Genomic DNA, 25,117 nt, shown 5'->3' on the forward strand with positions numbered 1-25,117 from the left:
ACGATCACATTAAGAAGACTGGATGAAGACCCGCGACCGTATCCTTGAATGTGCCCTGCAATTGTTCAACCAGAAGGGCGAACCCAACGTGTCGACCATGGAGGTGGCCAATGAAATGGGGATCAGCCCCGGCAACCTCTACTACCATTTCCATGGCAAGGAGCCCTTGGTGCTCGGGCTGTTCGAGCGCTTCCAGAATGAACTGACGCCCTTGCTCGACCCACCGGCAGACGCGCAACTGGAACCACAGGATTACTGGCTGTTCCTGCACCTGATCGTCGAGCGCATGGCGCATTACCGGTTCCTGTTCCAGGACCTGTCAAACCTGGCGGGACGCCTGCCGAAATTGGCCAAGGGCATCCGCAACCTGCTCACGGCGCTAAAGCGCACCCTGGCGTCCCTGCTCGCGCGATTGAAGGCCGCCGGCCAGTTGGCCAGCGACACCCAGGCACTGGGGCAATTGGTGGAACAGATCACCATGACCTTGCTGTTCTCCCTGGATTACCAGCGCATTCTCGACCGGGAGGGCGAAGTGCGAGTGGCGGTCTACCAGGTCATGATGCTGGTCGCGCCGCACTTGTTGTCGCCGGCGCGACAGGCTATTGAACAATTAGCGCTAAGTTACCTGGATAACGCGAATTAACTTTCGAGCGCAAGAAAACTTTCTTACAGCCTTTTCACTATTCAAGTACGTCAAACTGCTGAGTGAACTTGAAAAGTTCACTGTCGGTCTTGATACCCAACTTCCGATAGGCTGATTGCTTCTGCGTGCTGATCGTACTCGCGCTGCGCGAAAACTTTGCCGCAATTGAACTCACTGACATCCCATCGAGGAAACAGCGCAATACTTCTTGCTCCTTGGGTGTGAGGCTGGTGTTCAGCCGTAATGAACTTGATGGGTCCATTTTCGATTTCATGTTGCCCATCTCAGAAACAGGCTGCATGCCCTGGATGGCCGACAGCATACAAGGCTGCAAGTAGATACGGCCTTGGGCGACCGTTCGGATAGCCGTGATTAACTCCGTCAGTTTCTGGGTCTTGCCCAAGACTCCCCAACTGCCCGCCTTCAACGCCAATGAAACGGTCGCCGGGGTGTAGTGCGAGGATACGACAATCGGCCTGCATTGCCTGAAGCGTCGACTCAACGTCTGGATCAAGCCAAGGCCGTCCAGGTCGGAAGGGCCGAGGATGAAGTCCATCACCACCACATCCGCCGGCCTCAGCGCCAAAGCCTCCAGCAACTCCTTGCCCGTGCCGAAAGAGCCGATCACCGCAAGGTCTGCCTCATTGCCCAACCCCAGCTCGATCCCCTGTCGAACCATCTCATGATCATCAAGCAACATGATGGTGTGCATATTGGATGTGGAAGTAGGCATCAAGAAACCCGCTCAAGTGATTACCGCTCATTACGAACATTCTCTCTTTAGTTCGAGCACGGTATATCCCAGCTACACGCAGGTATCAACACGCAACAATAATAAGTCCTTTTCTTTCAGCTGCGTCTTACATCCACCTCTTACAAAAAAAGTAAATACAACTACTTTGAATCAGCCAGGAGATTTTCGAATAATCACGAGGCAAATCTAGAGACTTCTCTATAGGCAACATACTCTTTCCACGACACATTATGTGCTCCGCCACTTGGATAAAACCCGGTGCAGCGATCGCTGCCTGTGGCGGATCAAAAAGATAATTCACGAAGTGGGAATACTATGAAATTCAACACGCTCTCTACCCTCGCGGCCGCTATTGCCCTGGCCGCTGCTGCATCGCAAACCGCACACGCTGCCAATGACGGCACCATCAATTTCACTGGATTAGTGAACGATGTGACCTGCACGGTTGAAGGTTCGGCACCGGGCACCGGGGCAGTGGTCAAGGACGTCAACCTGGGTGGCGTTTCGGCAGCACGCCTGGCCAGGCCGGGTGATCGCGCCAACCTGACCGGTTTCACCATTCGCATTGGTGCGCCAGGTGAAGGCAGTTGCACCAACGGTCGCACCGCCATGGTTGCGTTCGACCCTACCAGCCCCGCCATTGACGTGGCGACCGGCCGCTTGAACATCGATGGCTACGATGACCCGGACGACACCGCCAACGCCAAGAACGTCCAGGTTGAAGTGACCAACCGCGATGGCACGCCAATCCACGTGTACACCGAGAAATCGGAAGGCGTGGTGATCGCCGACAACCAGGCAGTGATTCCACTGGCCGCGCAAATGTACGCCACCGCTCCCGCCACAGAGGGCACGGTCAAGACTCGCGTTGGCTTCATGGTCGTGTACGCCGATTAAGGGACCAATGGGCCTGCGCCAGCAGGCCTCGCATGAAACGGGCCTGCCGCAGTCAGGCAGGTCCATCCCCCCGATTCGAAGAGTTGCGACACTATGAAAAAAATGGCTCGCCTTGCGCTTGCCACCTGTGCCGTTGGGTTGCTGTCGCTCAAAGCGATGCCGGCCCATGCAGGGGTGATTATCTATGGGACCCGCGTGATCTTCCCGGCCGAACATCAAGAGGTCGTCGTGCGGCTGGAGAATAGAGGGGACCGACCCGCACTGGTGCAAGCCTGGCTGGATACGGGTGACATCCGCTCAACACCCGCGACGGCGCAAACACCGTTTACGTTGTCACCACCGATCTTTCGCATTGAGCCTCATCAACAGCAGGCATTGCGCTTGCGCTACTCCGGCGAGCCCGCCCCCACCGACCGGGAAAGCCTGTACTGGCTGAACGTGTTGGAGGTGCCACCGGTGACAGCGGGCGCCGAGCAGAACAATCAGATCGAGTTGGCGTTTCGGACCCGCTTGCGTGTGTTCCTGCGCCCTCAATCGTTGCCCTACCCGGTGGCCAGCGCCCCTTCGAAACTGCAATGGCAGCTGGTACCTCACAATAACGGCTACGCACTGCAAGCGACCAACCCGACGCCTTACCATATTTCGCTGACATCGGTTGACCTGCTGAGCCAAGGCAAACGGTTCAGCAAAGCCGCGAACCAAGACCCCAATGACGGTCTGTTGATGCCGTCCGGCGATGTGAAACTGTTTGCGCTGCCGCAGTTGCGCGATCGCCCCAGCGGCACGCCCAAAGTCGAATTCACCAGCGTCAGCGACTTCGGCGCCCGCGTTCGCCACTCGGCGAGCCTTAGCCCTTCAGCCGTGAGATGAGCACCGCCATGAACGTAATGTCTCTCACACACCTGCCCAGGTTCATCGCAGTCGCCTTCGCGCTGTTCGGCACTGCCGTCGCACACGCGAGTGTTGTCATCGGCAACACCCGCATTGTCTACCCGCAGAACGACAAAGAAGTCACGGTTCGGCTTGAAAGCAAGAATCAGGCGCCGGTGCTGATCCAGGCCTGGCTGGACAATGGCGACGAGTACTCGACGCCGGATCTGGCGGGCGTACCCTTCGTGACCACACCGCCGATCTTCCGCATGGAGCCCGGCAAACAGCAGGTCGTGCGCCTGGCGTATACGGGGGAAGCCCTGCCGTCGAAACAGGAAAGCCTGTTCTGGTTCAACGTGCTGGAGGTGCCTTCCCAGGCGCAAGGTTCCCCGCAGAATAATCAGTTGCAGCTGGCTTTTCGCTCGCGGATCAAGCTGTTTTTCCGTCCGCCGAATTTGCCTTATAGCGTGGAGGAGGCGCCAGGCAAACTGCAGTGGCGGCGCGAATCCACCGAGCAGGGCCAGGTCCTCGAAGTCTATAACCCCACCCCGTATCACGTGACGTTCGACCAGGTCGATGTGCTGGAGTCACAGCAACGCCATGCCCGCAAGGCAGTGGCGTCCGGCACGGACAACATGGTGGTGCCGGGAGGACGCAACCGCTTCGAGCTGCCCAGCCTCAAGTCACCGCCGAACCCCTCGCAAACCGTGGAGTTCCAGACGCTCGACGACTTTGGGGTAGCCATCCCTCACCGCGCCAAGCTCGCCAAATGACGGCCTGAATACGCCAGCGGCGACATCCGTCCAGCCGCTGGCAACGCTATCCACTTCGTTACACACATTCGGTTGATGCCTCTTTTTTTGGGCAGGGGTTCCCTTTGCCCGAATTCGGACAGTCCTTATTTTTGAGAATGGTAAACATGAGTTCCAACACGCCTGCCAGCGTAAGCGCCGGATCCCTGTCACGTCGTCAATCGATGCTCATGGCGCGCTGCCTGTTGCTGCTCAGTAGCGCCAATGCCATGGCCGCCTACGGTGCCGAGAATGTCGAGTTCAACCCCGCCTTCTTTCCGGATCGGGCGGTCGACCAGCAGGTCGATATTTCAAAATTCAGCCGCGGCAACATCGTGCTGCCCGGTACTTACCGCACCGATGTCTACCTCAACGGCCAGTGGATCGGGCGTGAAACCCTGGTCTTCGTCGCCGTTGAAGGCCAGGACTCCGCGCAGATGTGCCTTGAGCGCGACGCGCTTGTCCGCTTTGGCATCGACCTGGACGCGCCGAAGAATCAACCCGCCGAAGCCGGCCAGCCGTCGGCGCCGGAGTTTTCCCGTTGCGATGACATCGCCACCTACCTGCCCGGCAGCAGCAGCCAGTTCGACTCGGGCGAGAACCGCCTGGAACTGCAGGTGCCGCAGATCTATCTGCTGCGCCAGGCAAGGGGTTATGTCGACCCCAAGCACTGGGACAGCGGCATCGATGCCGCCTTTGTGCGCTACAACGTCAACTCCTTCGCGACACAGACCAATGGCCGCACCATCGATTCCCACTACCTGGGCTTGAACACCGGCCTCAACCTGGGTGAATGGCACTGGCGACACAACGGCAGTTTCAGCCGCAACGATAGCAGTGCCGGCTATCAAAGCAGCAGCACCTACGTGCAGCGCGAACTGGCCCCGCTGCGCTCTCAATTGGTGGCGGGTGAGATCTTTACCTCGGGCGAGCTGTTTGACAGCGTACGCTTACGGGGCGCCAGCCTGTTCAGTGACGACCGGATGCTGCCTGACTCTATGACTGGCTTCGCACCGGTCGTACGTGGCATCGCCGAAACCAACGCGCGGGTCACCGTGCGCCAGCGCGGTGTGCTGCTCGATGAAGTGTCCGTGGCTCCCGGCCCGTTTGTGCTCAACGACCTGTTTGCCACGGGCTATGGCGGTGACCTGACCGTCACGATTACCGAGGCCGATGGCCGCAAGCGTGAGTTCATTGTTCCCTTTGCCGCCAACGCCAACCTGTTGCGCGCCGGCTACAGCCGCTACTCATTGAGTGTCGGCAAGCTGGATGAAATCGGGCTGCGCTACCCGCCGACCTTGATGCAAGCCACTTACCAGCACGGCCTCAGCAACCTGCTGACCGGCTACACCGGCGTGGTGATGGGCGAAGACTATCAATCGCAGTTGCTGGGGGCGGCTTTCAACACGCCTTTCGGCGCGCTGTCACTTGACCTGACCAACTCTTCCGCGAAGCTTCCAGGCCACGACTCCCGTGACGGGCGAAGCGTGCAGTTGCGCTATAGCAAGAACTTTACCGACACCGGCACCCACTTTGCCCTCGGCGCCTACCGCTACTCCACGGAGGGCTTCCTGAGCGTGGCCGACGCCGCACGGGTGCGCGACCTCGCCATCGACGACCGCAGCCTGGACAACCTTTCACGCCTGCGCGACCGGATGGACATCAGCCTCAACCAGAGCCTGGGCAACGGCTCGGTGTACCTGACCGGTTCCTCACAGAACTACTGGAACCGCAGAAGCGGCAACCTGACCTTCACCACGGGCTACACCGGCAGCTGGAACGGCCTGCACTACACCCTCAGCGCCCAGCGCACCAAAGACTTGCTGAGTGACCGCGTCGACAAGCAAATCGAGCTGAGCCTGAGCTTCCCGCTGGGCAGCAGCCCTCGCTCGCCAACCCTGACCACCACGGCGTATCGCGGCAATCGAAGCAGCGGCGAGCGCGCCAACCTCGGTGGCAGCCTGGGCGACCGCAACGAATTCACCTACGGCGTGGGTGGCAGCCATACCCAGGGCGGTGGCAGTTCCGCCAGTGCCGACATCAAGTACCAAGCCAGTCAGGGCGTGCTGTCCGCCAGTTATGGGCAAAGCAACACCTACCGTACAGCGTCCCTCGGCATGACCGGCGGTGTGGTCGCCCACGCAGGCGGCGTGACCTTCGCCCCGGAACTGGGCGACACCATTGGCCTGGTCCAGGCCCCCGATGCACAGGGCGCACGCATCAACGGCAACCACAGCGCCCAGGTCGGTACGAGCGGTTACGCCGTGGTGCCCCACCTCACGCCATACCGCCAGAACGTCGTCGAACTGGACCCCAAGGACCTGTCCGTCGATGTCGAGCTCAAGACGGCCGCACAAAACGTTGCACCTCGTGCAGGCTCGGTAGTGAAGCTGCAATTCGAGACCGTCAGCGGCCAGGCGATCCTGATCACCGCACGGCGTGAGGATGGCAGCCTGCTGCCGTTCGGTTCGGATGTGTTCGATGAAAGCGGTGCGAGCGTCGGCGTGGTCGGCCAGGGCGGCAAAGCCTTTGTGCGGGTTGCACATGATCAAGGGGCGTTGAACGTCAGGTGGGGCCCTAATGCCAATGCCACCTGCCAACTGAACTACCGCCTGGACAAGGAGCCTGGGGCCGAGGGTGGCAAGCGCCTGCGCCAACTGGACGCTGGCACCTGCCGGGCCGGTACAGGCGGTTGATCGAGGGTGAGGGGCGCGTCGCTCCTCGCCCTTAAACACCCTTTCTCATGACGGGACTGAAGATGAAACATCTCCATCACATTCATTTCGATACTGCTGGCCCTGGGCATGCCGATTGCCGCCCACGCGGCGTGTGATCGGTACCCCAACATGCAACACAGCGTGACCTTCCCCAACACCATCTCCGTCCCGGAAAACCTTGGCGTAGGCCAACTGATCACCAGCCAGACGTTCGCAGGGCCGTATCCGACGTTCTATATGTGGTGCCCCACCGCGACACCGACGTTTCTCACCGGGCGATTTACGTCAGCCCAATCGGCGCCGGGCGGGCTGATTTATCACACCAACGTTCCCGGTATCGGCATGCGCGTCATGGTCACGCTGACTTCCGGTGCGCCCTACTCCGCGAAACTCAAGACGGAAAGCCTCGTATCGGCGCCTGGGCGAATCCTCTGGGGGGCGACAAGGTTGGTGGCGGAGTTCTACAAGTTGGGCCCGGTCACCACCGGCACCCTGCCCAGCGGCGAGATCCAGCACAACAATTGGGATGGCGGCAAGGGCCATTACCGGATGGTGCTGAACAACTCCATCCGCTTTGTGAACCCGGCCTCCACCTGCGACCTGGCTGCAGGCGACGTCAACCGCACTATCCCTTTGCCGACCGTGCGAGTGAGCGCGTTCGACAATGCCGATAGCGCAGGCGCGAGCAATTTCGAGCTGACGGCCACGTGCAGCAACGCGTCCAGCGTCACGTTCCGCTTTACGGGCGCTCCTGCCCCCGGGAACGCCTCGCTCTTCAGCAACACCGGCACCGCCGGCGGTGTGGCCCTGTGGCTGTACTCGCGCACCAGTGGCGCGAACCAGACCATCAGTAACAACGGTACGCGTACGGTCGCCGTTTCCGGCAATCGTGCGGTCTTGCCGCTGGGCGCGGCTTATCACAAAAACGGCACGGTTCGCCAAGGCACGCTCGCCACTACCACCACCGTCAACATCACTTACAACTGAGCACGCAGGCAGGCCGCCACCGCCTCCGAGTAGAGCGGGCCTCTCTGTCATGGGGAAACCGAGGAAAATGAAACCAACAATAAAACTTGTTTCGCTAATGCTGTGGATCGGGATGCCAATCGCCGCCCAAGCAAGTTGCCCCAAGTATCAGAACGACACACTAACCCTCAATCTGCCGGCGACTATCCCTGTACCTGACAGCCTGCCCGTCAACGGTGTGATCATTCGCCAGGCATTCAATGGTGCGGCTCCCGGCTGGAACACGTTCTGCGTACTGGCAACCCAGTGGATCAACGGGCGCTACCCCAATAATCATAACCAGGGCCTGCACCCAACCGAAGTTCCAGGCGTTGGCGTGGCCGTCAGGATGACAACAAATAGCGGACTCAACGCAATTTTTACGCTTCATAACACCCCCCGGGTCAATATTACCGGGCCGGTCTCAAGCTTCACTTCGGCAGAGGCGACCTTCTACAAAATCGGTCCCGTCACCAGCGGGACAGTGCCTCCAGGTTACTTCTTCGAACAGAAATGGCTGAAATCCTCGAACACTTTCCGCCTGCAAATGGGCAGCGCCGTACGTTTCGTAAGGCCTGCCGCCACCTGCGACCTAGCGACAGGCGACGTCAACCGCACCATCCCACTGCCGACCGTGCGGGTGAGCGCGTTCAACAACGCTAACAGCGCAGGTGCGAGCAACTTCGAGCTGTCGGCCACTTGCAGCAATGCATCCAGCGTCACCTTCCGCTTTACCGGAACTCCCGCCCCCGGGAACACCTCGCTCTTCAGCAATACCGGCACTGCTGGCGGTATCGCCCTGTGGCTGTACTCGCGCACCAGTGGGGCAAACCAGACCATCAGCAACAACGGTACACGTACGGTCGCCGTCTCGGGCAATCGTGCGGTCTTGCCGCTGGGCGCGGCCTACTACAAAAACGGCACGGTTCGCCAAGGCACGCTCGCCAGCACCACCACCGTCAACATCACCTACAACTGACCCCCAAAGGACCACCTGATGAAGATCCAAACCCTGCCTCTCCTGCTGGCAATCACTGCAAGCCTGGCCACCCATGCGGTGCAGGCCGCGACCACCGGAACACTGAGATTCACCGGCCAGGTCAATGCCGGTACGTGCAACCTGGCGGCTGGCGATGTGAGCCGCAGCATCGTATTGCCGACCATCAAGATTTCAGACTTTGACAACATCACCTACACCGGCGAACGGCAGTTTGACGTTACCGCCGACTGTGAGTCCGATATCCGCAACGTGCACTTCCTGTTCACAGGCACCCCTTCGGGTGGAAACGCCGGGTTGTTTGCCAACACAGGCACATCCAAGGGCACGGGCTTATGGCTGGTGCATCGCACGCCTTCCGCGGTGACCATCCCGGCCAACGGAACCCCCGCCCAACGTACCCGTACGGTGCCAACCAGCAACCGGAAAGCCGTGCTGCCACTGTCGGGCTACTACGCTGTCAGCCACACCGCTGCGGATGTCACTCAAGGGACGCTGGTCACCAACGTGACCGTGTCGATCACCTACAACTGACGCTCTGAGACTCAGGCAAAAAAATGCCCGACCTTCGCAGGCCGGGCATTTTTGTGTGCCCCGGAAAATCAGGACTGACTGGATGGCGTCGGTGTTGCCGGCGTTGCAGTCGGGGTAGCAGGTGCTGGCGTTGGCGCGGACACCGAGTTGGCTGTCGAAGCGACTGGCGCTGTTGCAGGCTTGGCGGCGGCGGGTTTCTTCGCGGCCGCTGGCTTCTTGGCGGCGGCGGGTTTTGCCGCAGGCTTGGCAGCGGGTTTCGCCGCAGGTTTTGCAACTGCTGGCTTGGCGGCTGGTTTCGCGGCTGCCGGCTTGGCAGCAGGCTTGGCGGCTGCGGTTTTAGCGGCTGGTTTGGCAGCCGGTTTTGCCGCGGCTTTGGCCGCTGGTTTTGCAGCAGGTTTAGCGGCCGGCTTGGCAGCAGCCTTGGCGGCCACTGGTTTAGCGGCCGGTTTTGCGGCTGCGGTCTTGGCGGCTGGCTTGGCAGCAGCTTTAGCCGCAGGTTTTGCCGCAGGTTTTGCCGCAGGTTTTGCCGCAGGCTTGGCGGCGGCTTTTACCAGAGGCTTGGCCGCAGGTTTCGCAGCGGGTTTGGCCGCAGCAGTTTTAGCCGCCGGCTTGGCAGCCGGTTTTGCAGCGGCCGCTTTCACGGGAGCCACTTTAGCGCCGGTGAGTTTTTCAATTTGCTTGGTCAGGGTATCGACCTTGCTGTGCAGCGTTTTCAGTTCAGCCTTGCTCGGCACGCCCAGTCGCGAAACAGCACTGGCGAGACGCTTGTCGAAAGTCTGTTCCAACTTCTCCCAAGTGTCAGCAATGCTGGATTTGGCGGAGCCGGCAGTTGCCTTGGCCGCTTCAACTTTTTTTCCAACCGTGGTTTTGGTCAACTTCTCGGCTTTCTCGCCGTCCTTGACCAAAGTCTCGAAGTATTTACCGCCGTCAGTGCTAACCTTCGAGTACACGCCTAAACCAGCAAGCCAGATCTTACGGGAATATTTTTCAACTTCCCCGACCCACGAGCTGCCTTCTTTCTGAGTAGTCTTTTTAACAGCCATCCCGATGTCTCCTTAGTGTTTACGCGCGACACGTTCTAGCAATGTCGTCAGCTCTTCGAGCTTAGCAGAGAGTGTCTCAACGTCATGTTTAGACGCAATGCCGATTCGATTCAAGGCACTGGCAACGCGAGTATCAAAAGCTTTTTCAACTTTATCCAGCTGAACTTCTACCAGACCTTTGACCGTGGAGACATTACTCTTTACTTGGTCAATCTGACTGTTGGCGGCTTCAAGTTGTTCAACTGCAACTTTTTTGCCTTTGCTTTCAACATGTTGACCGGTTTTAACCAGCTCTTTGAAGTACTCGCCGCCCTCGCTTCCGACTTTGGCGTAAGCACCCAGACCGGCCAACCAAATCTTGCGGGCGTAGGACTTAACCTCGCTCAGGGTGGTGGTCTGGGCGTCGATTTTTTTCTTCAGGATAACTTTGGCCATGGTGCACCTCACGCAGAATAGGGGGGAGGAACGGCCCACAGGAGTTGAGGGCTTGGGCACAAAGTAGGCGGGAAAATTAGAATCGGCACCCTAAGAACAATGGGATCACGCCAACGCCTTGTCCAACGCCTTTTCGATTTCGGACTTGATGGTGCCACTCATGGCTGACATCAACAGACCCAGCTCCACATCAATACGCAGCGAATCTTCGGCCACTACCACTGTGCCTTTAACCCCCGAACGCTTGAGGTTCAAGGTATCGCCGGACCACGACGGCTCCAGGCCGTATTGCTCCTTGAGTTTGTGCGCCAACTTGTCGGCCTTTGCCCGCGCGCCCTCTTTACCCAGGGAATGTGCACGCTCAACAGTTATACGGGCCATTGCAATGACTCCTCTTTATAGGGACTTGGATACCTTCGATGCGGCAAAAGGTCTCGCTGACCGCCCATCTTACCTTCAGCCTTGCCAAGACAAAGCAGGCCTTGGGGATTATCATGTCCCGCATTCTCTTTTGGTGACAGCGATATGACTGATCAGCGCAAAGGCAGCGATGCCGAACCCACCACTCACTTCGGCTTCAAGAACGTCCCGGAAAGCCAAAAGGCGGAAAAAGTCGCCGAGGTGTTCCACTCCGTCGCGGCCAAGTACGACCTGATGAACGACGTGCTGTCAGGCGGCATGCACCGCCTGTGGAAGCGCTTCACCATCGAGTTGTCGGGCGTGCGCACCGGCAACCGCGTGCTGGACATCGCCGGCGGCACAGGCGATTTGGCAGCCAAGTTCTCCAAGCTCGTTGGCCCAACCGGCCAGGTCGTGCTGGCCGACATCAATGGTTCGATGCTCAAGGTCGGTCGTGATCGCCTGCTGGACAAAGGCGTGGCCGGCAATATCGAGTTCGTCCAGGCGGATGCCGAGAAGCTGCCGTTCCCGGACAACCATTTCGATTGCGTGACCATCGCCTTTGGCCTGCGTAACGTCACCCACAAGGAAGACGCGATCCGCTCCATGCTGCGCGTGCTCAAGCCGGGTGGCCGCCTGTTGGTGCTGGAGTTCTCCAAGCCGACCAACGCGCTGATGTCCAAGGTCTACGACACCTACTCGTTTGCCTTCATGCCGTTGATGGGCAAGCTGATCACCAATGACGCCGAGAGCTATCGCTACCTGGCCGAATCGATCCGCATGCACCCCGACCAGGAAACCCTGAAGTCGATGATGGTAGAGGCCGGTTTCGACCGCGTGACCTACCACAACATGACGTCGGGCATCGTCGCCCTGCACCGCGGTATCAAGCCCTGATGCTGATCAAAGGTCTTCTCGCCAGCGCAGAACACGGCCTCAACCGTGTACTGCGCCTGGACAGCACCGCCCTGGCGCGGCTTGCGCACCTCAACGGCAAAGTGATTGCCGTCGATTGCCGCAGCCCCACCTTGCAGCTGTTTATCCTGCCCAGCGAAGAAGGCCTGATGCTCGCGACCCAATGGGCCGCCGAATCCGACTGCACCCTGCGTGCGCCGGCATCGAGCCTGTTGCACTTGGCCCTGAGCCGCAACAAGACCGCCATCCTGCACAGCGCCGAAGTGGAGTTGGAAGGCGACAGTTCGGTGCTGATGGACCTCGCCGCCGTGCTGCAGGACCTGGAACTGGACTGGGAATACGAACTGTCGCGCTGGATCGGCCCCGTCGCCACCCAGTTGATCAGCGGGCACCTGCGCAGCCGTTCGCGCTGGTACCAGCAAGGGTTCGCCAGCCTCAACCAGAACCTCGCCGAATACCTGAGCGAAGAATCGCGCACCCTGGTCGGGGAGCGGGAAGCGCAAGCGCGCTTTCGTGAACTCGACAAGGCCAAAATCGACCTGGAACGCCTTGAGGCGCGCTTCGAGCGCCTGAGCCGTTCCCTTGATCCAAGCGATAACGCATGAAGCTGCTCGCCGTCCGCCGTTTGTTTCGTATCCAGCGCGTCGTAATCCGCTACCGCCTCGATGACCTGCTGTTCGCCCTGCCCCTGCCGTGGTTCCTGCTCGCCGTGCGCTATGTGCTGCCGTGGCGCTGGTTCCCACGCAAACAGCTGGAACTCAGCAGAGGCGCGCGCCTGCGCCTGGCCTTGCAGGACCTGGGGCCGATCTTCATCAAGTTCGGGCAGATCCTCTCGACGCGCCGCGACCTGCTGCCCGAAGACATCGCCGACGAGCTGATGCTGTTGCAGGACCGCGTGCCGCCGTTCGACTCTCAGCAATCGATGAAGCTCATCGAAGAGCAACTGGGCAAGAAGATCAGCGACGTGTTCAGCCGCTTCGACGTCGACCCGCTGGCCTCGGCCTCGGTCGCCCAGGTGCACGCCGCGCAGCTCAAGACCGGCGAAGAAGTGGTGGTGAAGGTGATCCGCCCCGGCCTCAAGCCGATCATCGGCCAGGACCTGGCGTGGCTGTTCATCCTCGCCCGCGCTGCCGAACGCTTCAGCGCCGATGCACGCCTGCTGCACCCGGTGGACGTGGTCGCCGACTACGAAAAAACCATCTACGACGAACTCGACCTGCTGCGCGAGGCGGCCAACGCCAGCCAGCTCAAACGCAACTTCGAAGGCTCGCCGCTGCTGTACGTGCCGCAAGTGTATTGGGACTGGTGCCGCCCCAAAGTGCTGGTGATGGAGCGCATCTACGGCGTGCAGGTCACCGACCTCGCGACCCTGGCCGACCAGCGCACCGACATGAAGATGCTCGCCGAGCGCGGCGTGGAGATCTTTTTCACCCAGGTGTTCCGCGACAGTTTCTTCCACGCCGACATGCACCCGGGCAACATCTTCGTCAGCACCGTCAACCCGTGGAGCCCGCAGTACATCGCGATCGACTGCGGCATCGTCGGCAGCCTCACCCCGGAAGACCAGGATTACCTGGCGCGCAACCTGTTCGCCTTCTTCAAGCGCGACTACCGCCGCGTGGCGCAATTGCACATCGACTCAGGTTGGGTTCCGGCGGAAACCAAGCTCAACGAGTTCGAAGCGGCGATCCGCACGGTGTGCGAGCCGATCTTCGAAAAACCGTTAAAAGATATTTCCTTCGGCCAGGTGCTGATGCGCCTGTTCCAGACCGCGCGGCGCTTCAATATGGAAGTGCAGCCGCAGCTGGTACTGCTGCAAAAAACCCTGCTGAACATCGAAGGCCTGGGCCGCCAGCTGTACCCGGACCTCGACCTGTGGAACACCGCGCAACCGTTCCTCGAACGCTGGATGCGCGAGCGGATGAGCCCGAAAACCGTGCTGGGCAACCTGCACAGCCAGATGGAACAACTGCCGCACCTGGCCAACATGACCCGCGACCTGCTGGAGCGCATGTCCCAGCCCCACGCCAAGGACCCGGCGCCGCCGTGGCACAAGCGCAAGGACGACTGGTTCCTGCGCCTGCTGGGCGCCGCACACCTGGTCGGCGGCGTGATGCTGACCATCGGTGGCCCGCTGAACCCACTGGGCCACTGGCCGGCCGGCATCATGGTCGCCGTGGGTGTTTATCTGATCGTGCGTCGGTAGCCAATCCGGTTATACACTGTCGCAAATTGCCGGAGCCGAACATGAAAGACTGGCTGGACGAGATCAAGTGGGACAGTGACGGCCTGGTGCCGGCCATTGCCCAAGACTACAAGACCGGGCGCGTGCTGATGATGGCCTGGATGAACCGCGAGGCCCTGAGCCTCACCGCCACTGAGCAGCGCGCCATCTACTGGTCACGCTCGCGTGGCAAACTGTGGCGCAAGGGCGAAGAGTCCGGGCACGTGCAGACCCTGCACGAGATGCGCATCGACTGCGACGCCGACGTGGTGATCCTGATGGTCGAGCAGATCGGCGATATCGCCTGCCACACCGGCCGTCACAGCTGCTTCTATCGCGTGTTCGAGAACGGCGAATGGAAAGTCGTGGAACCGGTGCTCAAAGACCCGCACGCCATCTACTCGGCAGGACACTAGACATGAGCGATACCCTGAACCGTGTGGCCCAGGTGCTGGAAGACCGCAAAGGCGCGGACGCCGACAGCTCCTACGTCGCCAGCCTGTACCACAAGGGCCTGAACAAAATTCTGGAAAAACTCGGCGAAGAGTCCATCGAGACCATCATCGCCGCCAAGGATGCGCAGCTCAGCGGCGATTACAGCGATGTCATCTACGAGACCGCCGACCTGTGGTTCCATAGCCTGGTCATGCTCGCCCAACTGGGGCAGCACCCACAGGCTGTGCTGGATGAACTGGACCGTCGCTTCGGCTTGTCCGGGCACGCCGAGAAGGCCTCGCGCCCGTCCGCCTGAATAACCAAGACTAGAGGATACGCAGCATGGGCATTTTTGACTGGAAACACTGGATCGTCATTCTGGTGGTGGTGGTACTGGTATTCGGCACCAAGAAACTCAAGAACCTGGGCACCGATGTGGGCGAGTCGATCAAAGGCTTCCGTAAAGCCATGAACGACGACGAAAAGCCGGCCGACCCTGCCGTCAACCCCGTGCCTCCGGCGCAGCCTGTGCACCCGCAGGCTACCCAGCCAATCACTGAGCGTCGTACCTTCGACGTACAGGCTGAGAAAGTCGAAGAGCCGACCCGCAAAGACTCGTGAGCACTGACTAATGTTTGGTATCAGCTTCTCTGAACTGCTGCTCGTCGGCCTCGTGGCCCTGCTGGTATTGGGGCCGGAACGCCTGCCCGGTGCCGCGCGTACGGCCGGCCTGTGGATCGGGCGCCTGAAACGCAGTTTCAATGCGATCAAACAGGAAGTTGAACGGGAAATCGGCGCCGACGAGATCCGCCGGCAACTGCACAACGAGCACATCCTCTCGTTGGAGCAGGAAGCCCGCAAGATTCTGTCGCCCGTGCAGGAGCCTGCCAAACCGGTGGAGCCTACGGTTGAAAACAGCATCGCGCCGACCGTTGAAGCCGCCCCCGTCGCACCGACCGCCCCAACCGAGCCTGCGCCGACGCCTGCCGCGTCGCCCGCGCCCCATGACCCTACATTGCCGCCGCGAGCCCCATGAGCGCTGATAAACCGGAAAACGACCAGCATATGCCGCTGGTCTCGCACCTCACCGAGCTGCGTACCCGCCTGCTGCGCTGCGTAGCGGCCATCTTCATCATCTTTGCCGGGCTGTTCGCCTTTACCCAGCAGATCTACACCTTCGTCTCCACGCCGCTGCGCCAGTACCTGCCGGCCGGCGCGACGATGATCGCCACCGACGTGTCGTCGCCGTTCCTCACGCCGCTGAAGCTGACCATGATGGTTTCGCTGTTCCTGGCGATCCCGGTAATCCTGCACCAGATCTGGGGCTTCATCGCGCCGGGCCTGTACAAGCACGAGAAACGCATCGCGGTGCCGTTGCTGGTGTCGAGCATCCTGCTGTTCTACACCGGCATGGCGTTCGCCTACTTCCTGGTGTTCCCGCTGATCTTCAAGTTCTTCGCCGCCGCCACCCCGGCCGGTGTGGAAATGATGACCGACATCACCAGCTACCTCGACTTCGTGATGACGCTGTTCTTCGCCTTTGGCGTGGCCTTCGAAATCCCGGTGGCCGTGGTGCTGCTGGTATGGATCGGCGTGGTCAACGTGGCGTACCTGAAGAAGATCCGCCCGTACGTGATCATCGGCTGCTTCGTGGTCGGCATGATCCTCACGCCGCCGGACATCTTCTCCCAGACCCTGCTGGCCGTGCCGATGTGGATGCTGTTCGAGATCGGCATCCTGTTCAGCAACCTGATCAGCAAGCGCGGCGAACACCCGGATGACCAGCGCGACGACGACCAGCCGCCAGCGACCCAGCCGTGAACCTGCTGCTGCTGGAGGAGGCCGATTTCATCGCGGCCGACCGCGTGGTGTTGCGTGATCGGCGCCTGGTGCACATGCAGGAAGTCCACCGCGCCGCCGTAGGCGACAGCCTGCGCGTCGGCCGCATGGGTGGCTTGATGGGCAATGCCCAACTGTTGCGCCTGGAGGCCAGTGAAGCCGAGTTGCATGTGAGCTTCGACCAACCGCCGCCGGCCAAACTGCCGCTGACCCTGCTGCTGGCCCTGCCGCGCCCGAAGATGCTGCGCCGGGTGCTGCAGACCGTGGCGGCCATGGGCGTGCCCAAGGTGGTGCTGGTCAACAGTTACCGGGTGGAAAAGAGCTTCTGGCAAACGCCGTTCCTGGAACCCGAGGCGATTCGCGAGCAACTGATCCTCGGCCTGGAACAGGCGCGGGATACGGTACTGCCCGAGATCATTATCGAGAAGCGCTTCAAGCCGTTCGTCGAGGACCGCCTGCCGGCGATGACTGAAGGCACCCTGGGCCTGGTCGGTCATCCTGGCGACTATCCAGCCTGCCCCCGCGGGCTGGATGAGCCGGTGACCCTGGCCATCGGCCCGGAAGGTGGCTGGATTCCCTACGAAGTGGACCTGCTGGCCAAGGCCGGCTTGCAGCCGGTGCAACTGGGCGCCCGCATCCTGCGCGTCGAAACCGCCGTCACCGCCCTGCTGGCCCGACTCTTCTAACTTCCCTAAGCAACCCGGTGGGAGGGGGCTTGCCCCCGATAGCGGTGTGTCATCCAGCTTATCCATTGCTGAACCACTGCAATCGGGGGCAAGCCCCCTCCCACATGGGTACAGCTTCGCTACAGAATTGCGCGTGCTGGCCGATATCCTCTGGATAAGTCCAAGCCTTGTTCCAGGGGAGTTCGCAGCATGTATCGTTGGTTAGCCGAAAAGCTGGGGAATGTCAGCGTCAAAACCAAACTTGGCGTGGGCTTCGGCCTGGTATTGCTGCTCACGTTGATGATCACCTTCACCGGTTGGACCGGCTTGGGGGATGTCACCAGTCGCGGTGACAAGCTGGGCTATATCTCCAGCCTCAACGGACTGACCAAGGACTTGCGCCTGGCGCGCCTGGACTTCGAAATGCGTCGCGGCGAACAAGGCACGGACGCGGTCAACGGCCTGATCGCCAAACTGGACAGCGGCCTCAAGACCGCCGCCGACCTGATCGAGCAACCCGACGACAAGGCCTTGGTGGAACAGCAACAGGACGCCTTGAACCAATACAAAAAAGCCTTCGGCGCCATGGTCCAGGCCGGGCTCAAGCGTGAAGGTGCGCGCAGCAAGCTGGGCGACACCGCCGACAACGCCGTGGCCAAGATCAATGAAGTGGAAAAGTCCCTGCTGCAAGGCGATAGCGTCACGCAGTTCAACAGCGTGGTCGACCTGAGCAAACTGATCCAGCAGGCACGCTTCCAGGTACGCGGCTACACCTACAGTGCCAAGGTCGAGGCGGAGCAGCCGGCCCTCGACGCGATTGATAACGCCGTGAAGAAAATCACCGCGCTGGAGGGCCAATTGCCTGCGCAGTACCAGGCCAACCTGCAGGAGGCCAGCACTTCACTGCAAGCCTACCGCGCGGCCGTCAGCCAGTACCGTGACTCCCAGACGGCCGCCGCCGACGCGCTGAAAATCATGAGCGCCCAAGGCGAGACCCTGCAGAACCACAGCGAAAAACTCACCACCTCGCAAACCGTGGTACGCGACGCCGACGCCGCGCGGGCCAAACAACTGTTGCTGCTGGCGACCGTGCTGGCGCTGATCTTCGGTCTGGTGGCCGCCTGGGCCATCACCCGCCAGATCATCATTCCGCTGAACCAGACGCTGCAGGTGGCAGAACGCGTAGCCTCCGGCGACCTGAGCCACAACCTCACTTCCTTGCGCCAGGATGAACTGGGCCAGTTGCAACGCGCCATGCAAAGCATGACCGTCGGCTTGCGTGAGCTGATCGGCGGGATCAGCGACGGCGTCACCCAGATCGCCAGCGCCGCCGAGCAGCTGTCGGCCGTGACCGAACAAACCAGCGCCGGCGTCAACAGCCAGAAGGTCGAGACCGACCAGGTCGCCACCGCCATGAACGAGATGGCGGCTACCGTGCAGGAAGTGGCGCGTAACGCCGAGGAAGCCTCTGAGGCCGCCGTGGCCGCCGATCAGCAGGCCCGCGAGGGTGACAAGGTGGTGGGCGAAGCCATCGCCCAGATCGAACGCCTGGCCACCGAGGTGGGCAATTCCACCGTCGCCATGGGTGACCTGAAGCGCGAAAGCGACAAGATCGGCAGTGTGCTTGATGTGATCAAGTCCGTAGCGCAACAAACCAACCTGCTGGCCCTCAACGCCGCGATTGAGGCCGCACGTGCCGGGGAAGCCGGACGAGGTTTCGCCGTGGTGGCGGATGAGGTGCGCAGCCTGGCCCAGCGCACGCAGAAGTCCACTGAAGAGATCGAAGAACTGATCGTCGGCCTGCAAAGCGGCACCCAGCAGGTCGCGACCATCATGGACAACAGCCGTGGCCTCACCGACAGCAGCGTCGAGTTGACCCGTCGCGCCGGCAGCGCGTTGGCGAGCATCACGCGCACGGTCTCGACCATCCAGGCGATGAACTCGCAGATTGCCACTGCCGCAGAACAGCAAAGTGCGGTGGCTGAGGAGATCAACCGCAGCGTATTGAACGTGCGCGATGTGTCGGAACAAACCTCTTCGGCCAGTGAAGAAACCGCCGCCTCCAGTGCCGAGCTCGCACGCCTGGGCATTTACCTGCAGACACTGGTGGGGCGCTTCCGCATCTAATCAGCACCTTGTGAAATTTCCTACGCAGTTATCAGCCCAGCAATACTCCGAATCGAATTAGCGTTTCTTTTGTCGCGAAACGCTTTTTCAGATTTGGAGGTTCATCATGCTTCCTCTACTGACCCGTTGGCTGGTCAATGCCAGCGTCCGCCTCAAGCTCGCCCTGGGGTTTGGCCAGGTGCTCATGCTCAGCTTCGCCATCGCCGTGGCCGGCTGGCAAGCCCTGAATGCGGTGTTGTTCCGCTCAGGCAACCTGACTGCCTTGAGCCAACTGTCGGTTGTTGCTGAAGCCATGCGTGCGGACCGTATCGTGTACCGGACCCTGGCGGACACGGCCAGCCTGGACAAAATGAAGAGGCAAGTCGTTCAGATCGATGAGCACCTCCGCTTCCTGTCAACCCATCTGAAAGACCCAGCCGACTTGCAGCGCGTCCAGGAAGCGGAACGCCTGTCGGCCAGCTTCAAGGCGGCGCTGGTGGAGCTGCCGCCGTTGATCCAGGCGCGCGAGAACTTGCGCTCCCCCCTCCACGCCACAGCACTCCAGGCCAGCGACACGCTCGCACAACTCGCCAGCGAACTGCCTGACCAGCAGGACCAGCAGGCACTCGATGCCATCGAGAACCTGCGCCAGGCTATGGAGCAAGCCGAGGACCGCGCCCGAAGCCCCGCCTGGGCGGAGGAGTCGCTGCAAGCCTATGCCGAAGCCGTCGGCCAGGCCCTCGATGCCCTGGACATTGCCCAAGCGGCCGTGACAGACCTGCCGATCGATTCAACCTTGCTTAAAACCGACCTGGCGAACTATCGCGCGCAGTTGATCAAGCTCAAGGACGCTCAGCTCACCACCGAAACTGCGCAGGGGCGGTTTGAAACGCAGCTCAACCAGTTGCTTGAACAAAGCGAAGCGGTGAGCAATGGCCAGATTCTCAAGCGCGGCAAGGAAGCCGACAACACCCGGACACTGCTCATCAGCGTCACGGTGGCTGCCCTGCTGCTCGGTGCCCTTGCAGCCTGGTGGATCGCTCGCCAGATCGCCGTGCCGCTACGCCAGGTGCTGGTGTCTGCCAACCGCATCTCCCAGGGCGATCTCAGCCATGACATCCAAGTGGAACGCCGCGATGAGTTGGGGCAATTGCTGCGAACTATCAGTGACATGAACCGCAACCTGCGCAGCCTGATCAGCGGCATCGGCGACAGCGCCCGCCAGGTCGCCAGCGCCGCCACACAGCTGTCGGCCGTTACCGAACACAGTCACACCGGCATCAACCACCAAAAAGACGAAACCGATCAAGTGGCAACCGCCATGAACGAAATGCTCGCCACCACACAGGAAGTTGCCCGGCACGCCGAGCAAGCCTCGGTCGCGGCGAACGAAGCCGATCTGCAAGCCAGCGCCGGGGAGAAAGTGGTGACCCAGGCCGTTGAGCAGATAAGCCAACTGGCAGATGAGATGGCCCTCGCGGGCCGGGCGATGCTGGCGTTACAGCAAGAAAGCCAGAAGATCGGCAGCGTGCTGGATGTGATCAAATCGGTGTCCCAGCAGACCAACCTGCTGGCGCTGAACGCCGCAATCGAAGCCGCACGCGCGGGCACGGCCGGCGAAGGCTTTGCGGTGGTGGCCGATGAAGTACGCAGCCTTGCACAGCGCACCCAGGAATCGGCCGAAGAAATCGAAGGACTGATCCAGGGGTTGCAGACCGGCACCCAGCAAGTCGCCGACATCATGGACAGCAGCCGCAGCCTGACCGACGACAGTGTCGAGCTGACCCGCGACGCAGGTGACGCCCTGGCGGCGATTGCGCGCACGGTCTCGGTGATCCAGGAAATGAACCCGCAGATTGCCGCCGCGGCCGAACAGCAAAGTGCGGTGGCCGAAGAGATCAATCGCAGCGTGTTGAAGGTGCGGGATGTGTCGGAACAGACCGCCGCCGCCAGCGAGGAAACAGCGGCGGCGAGCGTCCAACTGACCAAACTGAGCCTGGATTTGCAGACGCTGGTCGGCAAATTCAGGCTCTGAGCCTTACAGGACCTGGCGCAGGAAAGCCTGGGCTCGTGGGTCTTTCGGTGCATCAAAGAACTCGGCCGGGGCGGCATCTTCGAGCAACTTGCCATGGTCGAAGAACAGCACGCGATCAGCCACTTCGCGGGCAAAGCCCATTTCGTGGGTGACGCAGACCATGGTCATGCCTTCCAGGGCCAAGGTCTTCATCACATCCAGCACTTCGCCGACCATTTCCGGGTCCAGCGCGGAGGTGGGTTCATCGAACAGCATCACCTTGGGCTCCATCGCCAGGGCCCGGGCAATCGCAACCCGTTGCTGCTGCCCGCCAGACAGGCGCGACGGAAACTCGTTGGCTTTCTGGGCGATGCCAACCTTCTCCAGCAGCGCCAGGGCTTTGGCCTCACGCTCCTGCTTGCCGCGCTTGCGCACGACTTTCTGCGCCAGGCACAGGTTCTCCAGCACAGTCATGTGGGGGAACAGGTTGAAGTGCTGGAACACCATGCCGACTTCGCGGCGGTAGGCGTTCACATCGGTCTTCGGGTCAGCCAGTTGCAGGCCGTCGATGCTCACCGAGCCGGAGTCGAATTCCTCCAGGCCGTTAAGGCAACGCAGGAAGGTGGACTTGCCGGAGCCGGACGGGCCGATGACCACCAGCACTTCGCCCTTCGCCACCTGCGTGGTGACGTGGTCCACCGCGCGGACCACATGGCCACGGGTGTCGAAGACTTTTACCAGATCGCGGACTTCAATCACTTTGCGCGAGCCTCCGCTCAAGCCGGCTGGCCATTTTCGACAGCGGCAGGTTGATCAGCAGGTACAGGCCTGCGACACAGAACAGGATTTCAAACGGTGAGAACGAGGTGGTGATGACTTCACGACCGCTCTTGAGCAGCTCGGTAATCGCGATCACCGACACCAGGGACGTGTCCTTCACCAGGCTGATAAATTGCCCGGCCAACGGCGGCAGCACACGCTTGAACGCCTGCGGCAACACCACGTGGCGCATCGACTGGCTGGCACTCAGGCCCAGGGAGCGGGCGGCTTCGTTCTGGCCACGGGTGATGGACTGCACGCCGGCGCGGACGATTTCCGCCACATAGGCCCCGGTGAACAGTGACAGTGCGGCGATCCCGGCAAATTCCCGCGACAGGTTAAGCACCGTGCCGATAAAGAAATAGAAAATGAAGATCTGCACCAATAGTGGTGTACCACGCACCAGTTCGACGTAGATCGTCGACAGATCCCGCAGGGTCGGGTTGCTGGACAAGCGACACAAACCCGTCGCCAGCCCGATCGCCAAACCGAGGATGCCGGACACCACCGACAACCACAGCGTGGTCCACAAGCCCCACATCAACGGGCCCAACGCCCACTGCCGGGTCACGCCCACCACGTCGCCTTCGGCCACATCGTCGCCACGCGCCACTTGCAGGCTGTTGTCGGCCACGGTCAGCTTTTGCTCGGCGCCTGCATCGTTGCGCAGGGTGACTTCGGCCACATCGCCTTTGCGTACCAGCTCGACCACGGTGGAGATGTCAGCGGCACGCTGGGATGTTTCCGCCTGGTAAGCGAAGTACTGCGGCACGCGGTTCCAGCGCCACTCGTAGGACATCAACGAGGTGGCGTAGTACAACGCGCCGGCCAGGCCGACCAGCACGACCACGGTCAGCAGGTGCCAGGGCCATTGGGCTTTTTTCTGTTTCATTTCACTTTCCGCGATTTGTGTTGCCTGTGAGGCCGCCATCGCGGGCAAGCCCCCTCCCACATGTTGATGTGTGAACACCGTCAAATGTGGGAGCTGGCTTGCCTGCGATACAGGCAACTCGGTCTGAAGCGTTATTCCATGTCCTTGAGCCACTCGGAGCTCTTGAACCACTTGTCATGGATGCGATCGTAGGTGCCGTCGTTGCGGATCTGGTGCAGGAAGTTGTTGATGAAGTTGATGCTGTCGTAGTCGCCCTTCTTCAAACCAAACGCCAGGGGTTCGAAGGTGAAGGGTTCTTCCAGGAACACCAGCTTGCCGTTGCCGACTTTCTTCTCGGCAACCACGTTGTACGGCGCGTCATACACGAAGGCATCGGCCTTGCCGTTGACCACGTCCAGCACACCTTCCTGCTCGTTGTCGTAGCCGTGGTACTTGGCCTTGGAGATCAGCTTCTTGGCGACCATTTCACCCGTGGTGCCCAGCTTGGAAGTCAGGCGGTATTTCTCGTCGTTCAGGTCTTTGTAGGACTTGATGGTGCCTTCCAGCTCCTTGCGAATCAGCAGGGTCTGGCCGACCACGATGAACGGTTCGCTGAAGTTCAGGCGCAGGTTGCGTTCCTGGGTCAGGGTCATGCCGCTGCCGATCATGTCGAACTTGCCGGTCAGGAAGGCCGGGATGATGCCGTCGTAGCCGGTGGAGACCAGCTCCAGCTTGACGCCCATGGACTTGGCCATGGCCTTGAGGATGTCGACTTCGAAACCGATGATTTCACCGCGTTTGTCTGTCATTTCGAACGGCATGTAGGTCGGGTCCATGCCGACCTTCAGCGTGCCGCGCTTGACTGCATCGTCAATCGCACCGGCCTGGGCCGCATTGGCCGCGACCAGCGCGGTGACGCCGAGCAGCAGCATCGAAAGATACTTTTTCATCATCAAGTCCCCTGAACCATTCTTATGAGGTCGGCGCGCAAAAGGGCTGCACCATTTCGGGGTGCGATCCTAACCCACTCGCCTGCCGCCACAAAGGTTTCACGGCTATTTGTTGTCGGCGTATGTCGGAAAAGCCCCACAACGCTGCAGCAAACCGCAGGGGTAGACACTTGCTCAGGCAGCTCGGGCAACGGCTTGATGTGTAAGCAGTTATGACTTTCAGTCGATTTCCACCAGCCAGTCGGTGTCTTTAAACCACTTGTCGTGCAAGCGATCATAGGTCCCGTCCTGCGCCACCTGATTGAGGAAATGGTTGATCCAGTTGAGGCTGTCGAAATCACCTTTTTTCAAGCCGAACGCCAGGGGTTCGAAGGTGAAGGGTTGTTCCAACGCCAACAGCGCGCTGTTTTCCGGGCGGTTCAGGGCGATCAGGTTGTAGGGGGCGTCATGAATAAAGGCGTCAGCCTTGCCCTGCACCACCTGGCGTACGCCTTCCTCCGGCGTGGCAAAACTGCTGAGTCGCGCCGCCCCCAGAAAACGTCGGGCCGATGACTCGCCGGTGGTGCCTTCGGTGGCGGCAATTCGGTAGCCGGGATCATCGAGGTCTTCGACACTGGTGACCTTGCCCGCAAGGCTTGGGTGCAACAACACCGACTGGCCAACGACGATGAACGAATCGCTGAAATTCAGCTTGAGGTTGCGTTCCTGGGTGACGGTCATGCCGCTGCCGATCAGGTCGAACTTCTTCGCCAAGAGCCCCGCCACCAGTTCGGTGTAGGGCACCACGACCAACTCAAGTTCGACCCCGAGGGCTTGGCTCATGACCTTGAGCAGGTCGATTTCAAACCCGACGATGCGCCCCTGTTTATCGGTCATTTCGAAGGGCACGTAAGTGGGTGTGGTGCCGACTTTCAGCACGCCGCGCCGAACGGCGTCATCAATCGCGCCGGCCTGGGCCAGGCCCATGTGAATGAAAGCGACAGCGCCTATGAGCAGCGCCAAAACATACCGTTTGATCATGAATCCCCCCGTGCCAAGTCAAATGCGGGGGCGATGCTAACTCAGCCACGGGCACGGCAATACGCCTCAAGCGAGGGTCTTTTGTTTCGAAATAACAAGGTGTTGGCACAACAGAGAAAACGCGGGAAACGCTGTAGGACCAGCGCTGCGAACACCCCCGAGGCGAGCCCTCGG

At 60.8% G+C, this 25,117-nt stretch carries 27 protein-coding genes and 1 pseudogene; 20 read left to right on the forward strand and 8 right to left on the reverse strand.

Annotation, left to right across the window (positions count from 1 at the left end; all coding sequences use genetic code 11):
• Positions 1–22 precede the first annotated feature (22 nt).
• Positions 23–643 carry a TetR/AcrR family transcriptional regulator gene (locus tag NL123_RS28530; RefSeq protein WP_248485770.1) on the forward strand — a complete coding sequence of 207 codons (621 nt, stop codon included), beginning with the start codon at positions 23–25 and terminating at the stop codon, positions 641–643.
• Between the two features lie 37 nt (positions 644–680).
• Here NL123_RS28530 and NL123_RS28535 read toward each other — a convergent pair whose 3' ends face one another.
• Entirely contained in the window at positions 681–1,376 is a 696-nt protein-coding gene (locus tag NL123_RS28535; protein WP_248485769.1) for a response regulator transcription factor, read from the reverse strand.
• 336 nt (positions 1,377–1,712) lie between these two features.
• Between NL123_RS28535 and NL123_RS28540 the strand changes: the two genes are divergently transcribed.
• From NL123_RS28540 to NL123_RS28570, 7 genes are all read left to right on the forward strand, one after another.
• Positions 1,713–2,294: a fimbrial protein gene (locus tag NL123_RS28540; protein WP_248485768.1), complete on the forward strand. Its 582-nt coding sequence runs from the start codon at positions 1,713–1,715 to the stop codon at positions 2,292–2,294.
• Between the two features lie 93 nt (positions 2,295–2,387).
• A complete protein-coding gene (locus tag NL123_RS28545) occupies positions 2,388–3,164 on the forward strand; it encodes a fimbrial biogenesis chaperone (RefSeq protein WP_248485767.1) in 777 nt (258 codons plus the stop codon).
• Positions 3,165–3,172: 8 nt separating this feature from the next.
• Entirely contained in the window at positions 3,173–3,937 is a 765-nt protein-coding gene (locus tag NL123_RS28550; RefSeq protein WP_248485766.1) for a fimbrial biogenesis chaperone, read from the forward strand.
• A gap of 146 nt (positions 3,938–4,083) precedes the next feature.
• Complete coding sequence (locus tag NL123_RS28555) at positions 4,084–6,651, forward strand: fimbria/pilus outer membrane usher protein (protein ID WP_494356805.1); 2,568 nt, start codon at positions 4,084–4,086, stop codon at positions 6,649–6,651.
• Between the two features lie 108 nt (positions 6,652–6,759).
• Positions 6,760–7,659 (forward strand): fimbrial protein, encoded by a 900-nt coding sequence (locus tag NL123_RS28560; protein ID WP_494356806.1) that lies wholly within the window; start codon positions 6,760–6,762, stop codon positions 7,657–7,659.
• Positions 7,660–7,726: 67 nt separating this feature from the next.
• The gene (locus NL123_RS28565; protein ID WP_494356807.1) at positions 7,727–8,656 is read left to right on the forward strand and encodes a fimbrial protein; all 930 of its coding nucleotides are present in this window, start codon (positions 7,727–7,729) and stop codon (positions 8,654–8,656) included.
• 18 nt (positions 8,657–8,674) lie between these two features.
• Positions 8,675–9,208 (forward strand): fimbrial protein, encoded by a 534-nt coding sequence (locus tag NL123_RS28570; protein WP_248485763.1) that lies wholly within the window; start codon positions 8,675–8,677, stop codon positions 9,206–9,208.
• A 68-nt stretch (positions 9,209–9,276) separates the two neighbouring features.
• On the opposite strand, the gene NL123_RS28575 is transcribed toward NL123_RS28570, so the two are convergent.
• The 3 genes from NL123_RS28575 to NL123_RS28585 all read right to left on the reverse strand — a co-directional run bounded on the left by NL123_RS28575 (position 9,277) and on the right by NL123_RS28585 (position 11,067).
• On the reverse strand, positions 9,277–10,251 hold the full coding sequence (locus tag NL123_RS28575) for a phasin family protein (protein ID WP_494356808.1): 975 nt from the start codon (positions 10,249–10,251) through the stop codon (positions 9,277–9,279).
• 12 nt (positions 10,252–10,263) lie between these two features.
• Complete coding sequence (locus NL123_RS28580) at positions 10,264–10,686, reverse strand: phasin family protein (RefSeq protein WP_248485761.1); 423 nt, start codon at positions 10,684–10,686, stop codon at positions 10,264–10,266.
• Positions 10,687–10,791: 105 nt separating this feature from the next.
• A complete protein-coding gene (locus NL123_RS28585) occupies positions 10,792–11,067 on the reverse strand; it encodes a polyhydroxyalkanoic acid system family protein (protein ID WP_078046488.1) in 276 nt (91 codons plus the stop codon).
• A gap of 144 nt (positions 11,068–11,211) precedes the next feature.
• Here NL123_RS28585 and ubiE point away from each other — a divergent pair, with 144 nt between their 5' ends.
• The 12 genes and pseudogenes from ubiE (at position 11,212) to NL123_RS28645 (ending at position 21,304) form a co-directional block, all read left to right on the forward strand.
• The gene (ubiE, locus tag NL123_RS28590) at positions 11,212–11,982 is read left to right on the forward strand and encodes a bifunctional demethylmenaquinone methyltransferase/2-methoxy-6-polyprenyl-1,4-benzoquinol methylase UbiE (RefSeq protein ID WP_003171186.1); all 771 of its coding nucleotides are present in this window, start codon (positions 11,212–11,214) and stop codon (positions 11,980–11,982) included.
• A complete protein-coding gene (locus tag NL123_RS28595; protein ID WP_248485760.1) occupies positions 11,982–12,605 on the forward strand; it encodes a ubiquinone biosynthesis accessory factor UbiJ in 624 nt (207 codons plus the stop codon). Before ubiE ends, NL123_RS28595 begins: the two co-directional genes overlap by 1 nt.
• Entirely contained in the window at positions 12,602–14,206 is a 1,605-nt protein-coding gene (gene ubiB / locus NL123_RS28600; protein ID WP_248485759.1) for a ubiquinone biosynthesis regulatory protein kinase UbiB, read from the forward strand. The genes NL123_RS28595 and ubiB overlap by 4 nt, the downstream gene beginning before the upstream one ends.
• A gap of 41 nt (positions 14,207–14,247) precedes the next feature.
• The gene (gene hisI, locus NL123_RS28605; protein WP_058423690.1) at positions 14,248–14,640 is read left to right on the forward strand and encodes a phosphoribosyl-AMP cyclohydrolase; all 393 of its coding nucleotides are present in this window, start codon (positions 14,248–14,250) and stop codon (positions 14,638–14,640) included.
• 2 nt (positions 14,641–14,642) lie between these two features.
• On the forward strand, positions 14,643–14,975 hold the full coding sequence (locus NL123_RS28610; RefSeq protein WP_058423691.1) for a phosphoribosyl-ATP diphosphatase: 333 nt from the start codon (positions 14,643–14,645) through the stop codon (positions 14,973–14,975).
• A 26-nt stretch (positions 14,976–15,001) separates the two neighbouring features.
• A complete protein-coding gene (locus NL123_RS28615) occupies positions 15,002–15,280 on the forward strand; it encodes a twin-arginine translocase TatA/TatE family subunit (protein WP_016979166.1) in 279 nt (92 codons plus the stop codon).
• 10 nt (positions 15,281–15,290) lie between these two features.
• Positions 15,291–15,695 carry a Sec-independent protein translocase protein TatB gene (tatB, locus tag NL123_RS28620; protein ID WP_494356809.1) on the forward strand — a complete coding sequence of 135 codons (405 nt, stop codon included), beginning with the start codon at positions 15,291–15,293 and terminating at the stop codon, positions 15,693–15,695.
• Positions 15,692–16,480, forward strand: a complete 789-nt coding sequence (tatC, locus tag NL123_RS28625; protein WP_494356810.1) for a twin-arginine translocase subunit TatC — start codon at positions 15,692–15,694, stop codon at positions 16,478–16,480. Before tatB ends, tatC begins: the two co-directional genes overlap by 4 nt.
• Positions 16,477–17,184 (forward strand): 16S rRNA (uracil(1498)-N(3))-methyltransferase, encoded by a 708-nt coding sequence (locus NL123_RS28630; protein ID WP_248485756.1) that lies wholly within the window; start codon positions 16,477–16,479, stop codon positions 17,182–17,184. The genes tatC and NL123_RS28630 overlap by 4 nt, the downstream gene beginning before the upstream one ends.
• A 279-nt stretch (positions 17,185–17,463) precedes the next feature.
• A pseudogene (locus tag NL123_RS28635) lies at positions 17,464–18,384 on the forward strand (methyl-accepting chemotaxis protein); the annotation flags it as partial.
• Positions 18,385–18,585: 201 nt separating this feature from the next.
• On the forward strand, positions 18,586–19,290 hold the full coding sequence (locus NL123_RS28640) for a methyl-accepting chemotaxis protein (RefSeq protein ID WP_494358351.1): 705 nt from the start codon (positions 18,586–18,588) through the stop codon (positions 19,288–19,290).
• A 106-nt stretch (positions 19,291–19,396) separates the two neighbouring features.
• Positions 19,397–21,304, forward strand: coding sequence for a methyl-accepting chemotaxis protein (locus NL123_RS28645; RefSeq protein ID WP_248485754.1), 1,908 nt, complete (start codon positions 19,397–19,399; stop codon positions 21,302–21,304).
• 3 nt (positions 21,305–21,307) lie between these two features.
• Here the strand turns inward: NL123_RS28645 and NL123_RS28650 are convergent, their stop codons facing one another.
• The 4 genes from NL123_RS28650 to NL123_RS28665 form a co-directional block, all read right to left on the reverse strand.
• Positions 21,308–22,042, reverse strand: a complete 735-nt coding sequence (locus NL123_RS28650) for an amino acid ABC transporter ATP-binding protein (protein ID WP_057724449.1) — start codon at positions 22,040–22,042, stop codon at positions 21,308–21,310.
• Positions 22,035–22,994 carry an amino acid ABC transporter permease gene (locus NL123_RS28655; protein ID WP_071492396.1) on the reverse strand — a complete coding sequence of 320 codons (960 nt, stop codon included), beginning with the start codon at positions 22,992–22,994 and terminating at the stop codon, positions 22,035–22,037. Before NL123_RS28655 ends, NL123_RS28650 begins: the two co-directional genes overlap by 8 nt.
• A gap of 131 nt (positions 22,995–23,125) precedes the next feature.
• Complete coding sequence (locus tag NL123_RS28660) at positions 23,126–23,923, reverse strand: transporter substrate-binding domain-containing protein (RefSeq protein ID WP_058423699.1); 798 nt, start codon at positions 23,921–23,923, stop codon at positions 23,126–23,128.
• A 219-nt stretch (positions 23,924–24,142) separates the two neighbouring features.
• Entirely contained in the window at positions 24,143–24,943 is an 801-nt protein-coding gene (locus NL123_RS28665) for a transporter substrate-binding domain-containing protein (RefSeq protein ID WP_248485753.1), read from the reverse strand.
• Positions 24,944–25,117: the final 174 nt, after the last annotated feature.

Source organism: Pseudomonas sp. FBCC-B1565, from assembly GCF_059133265.1.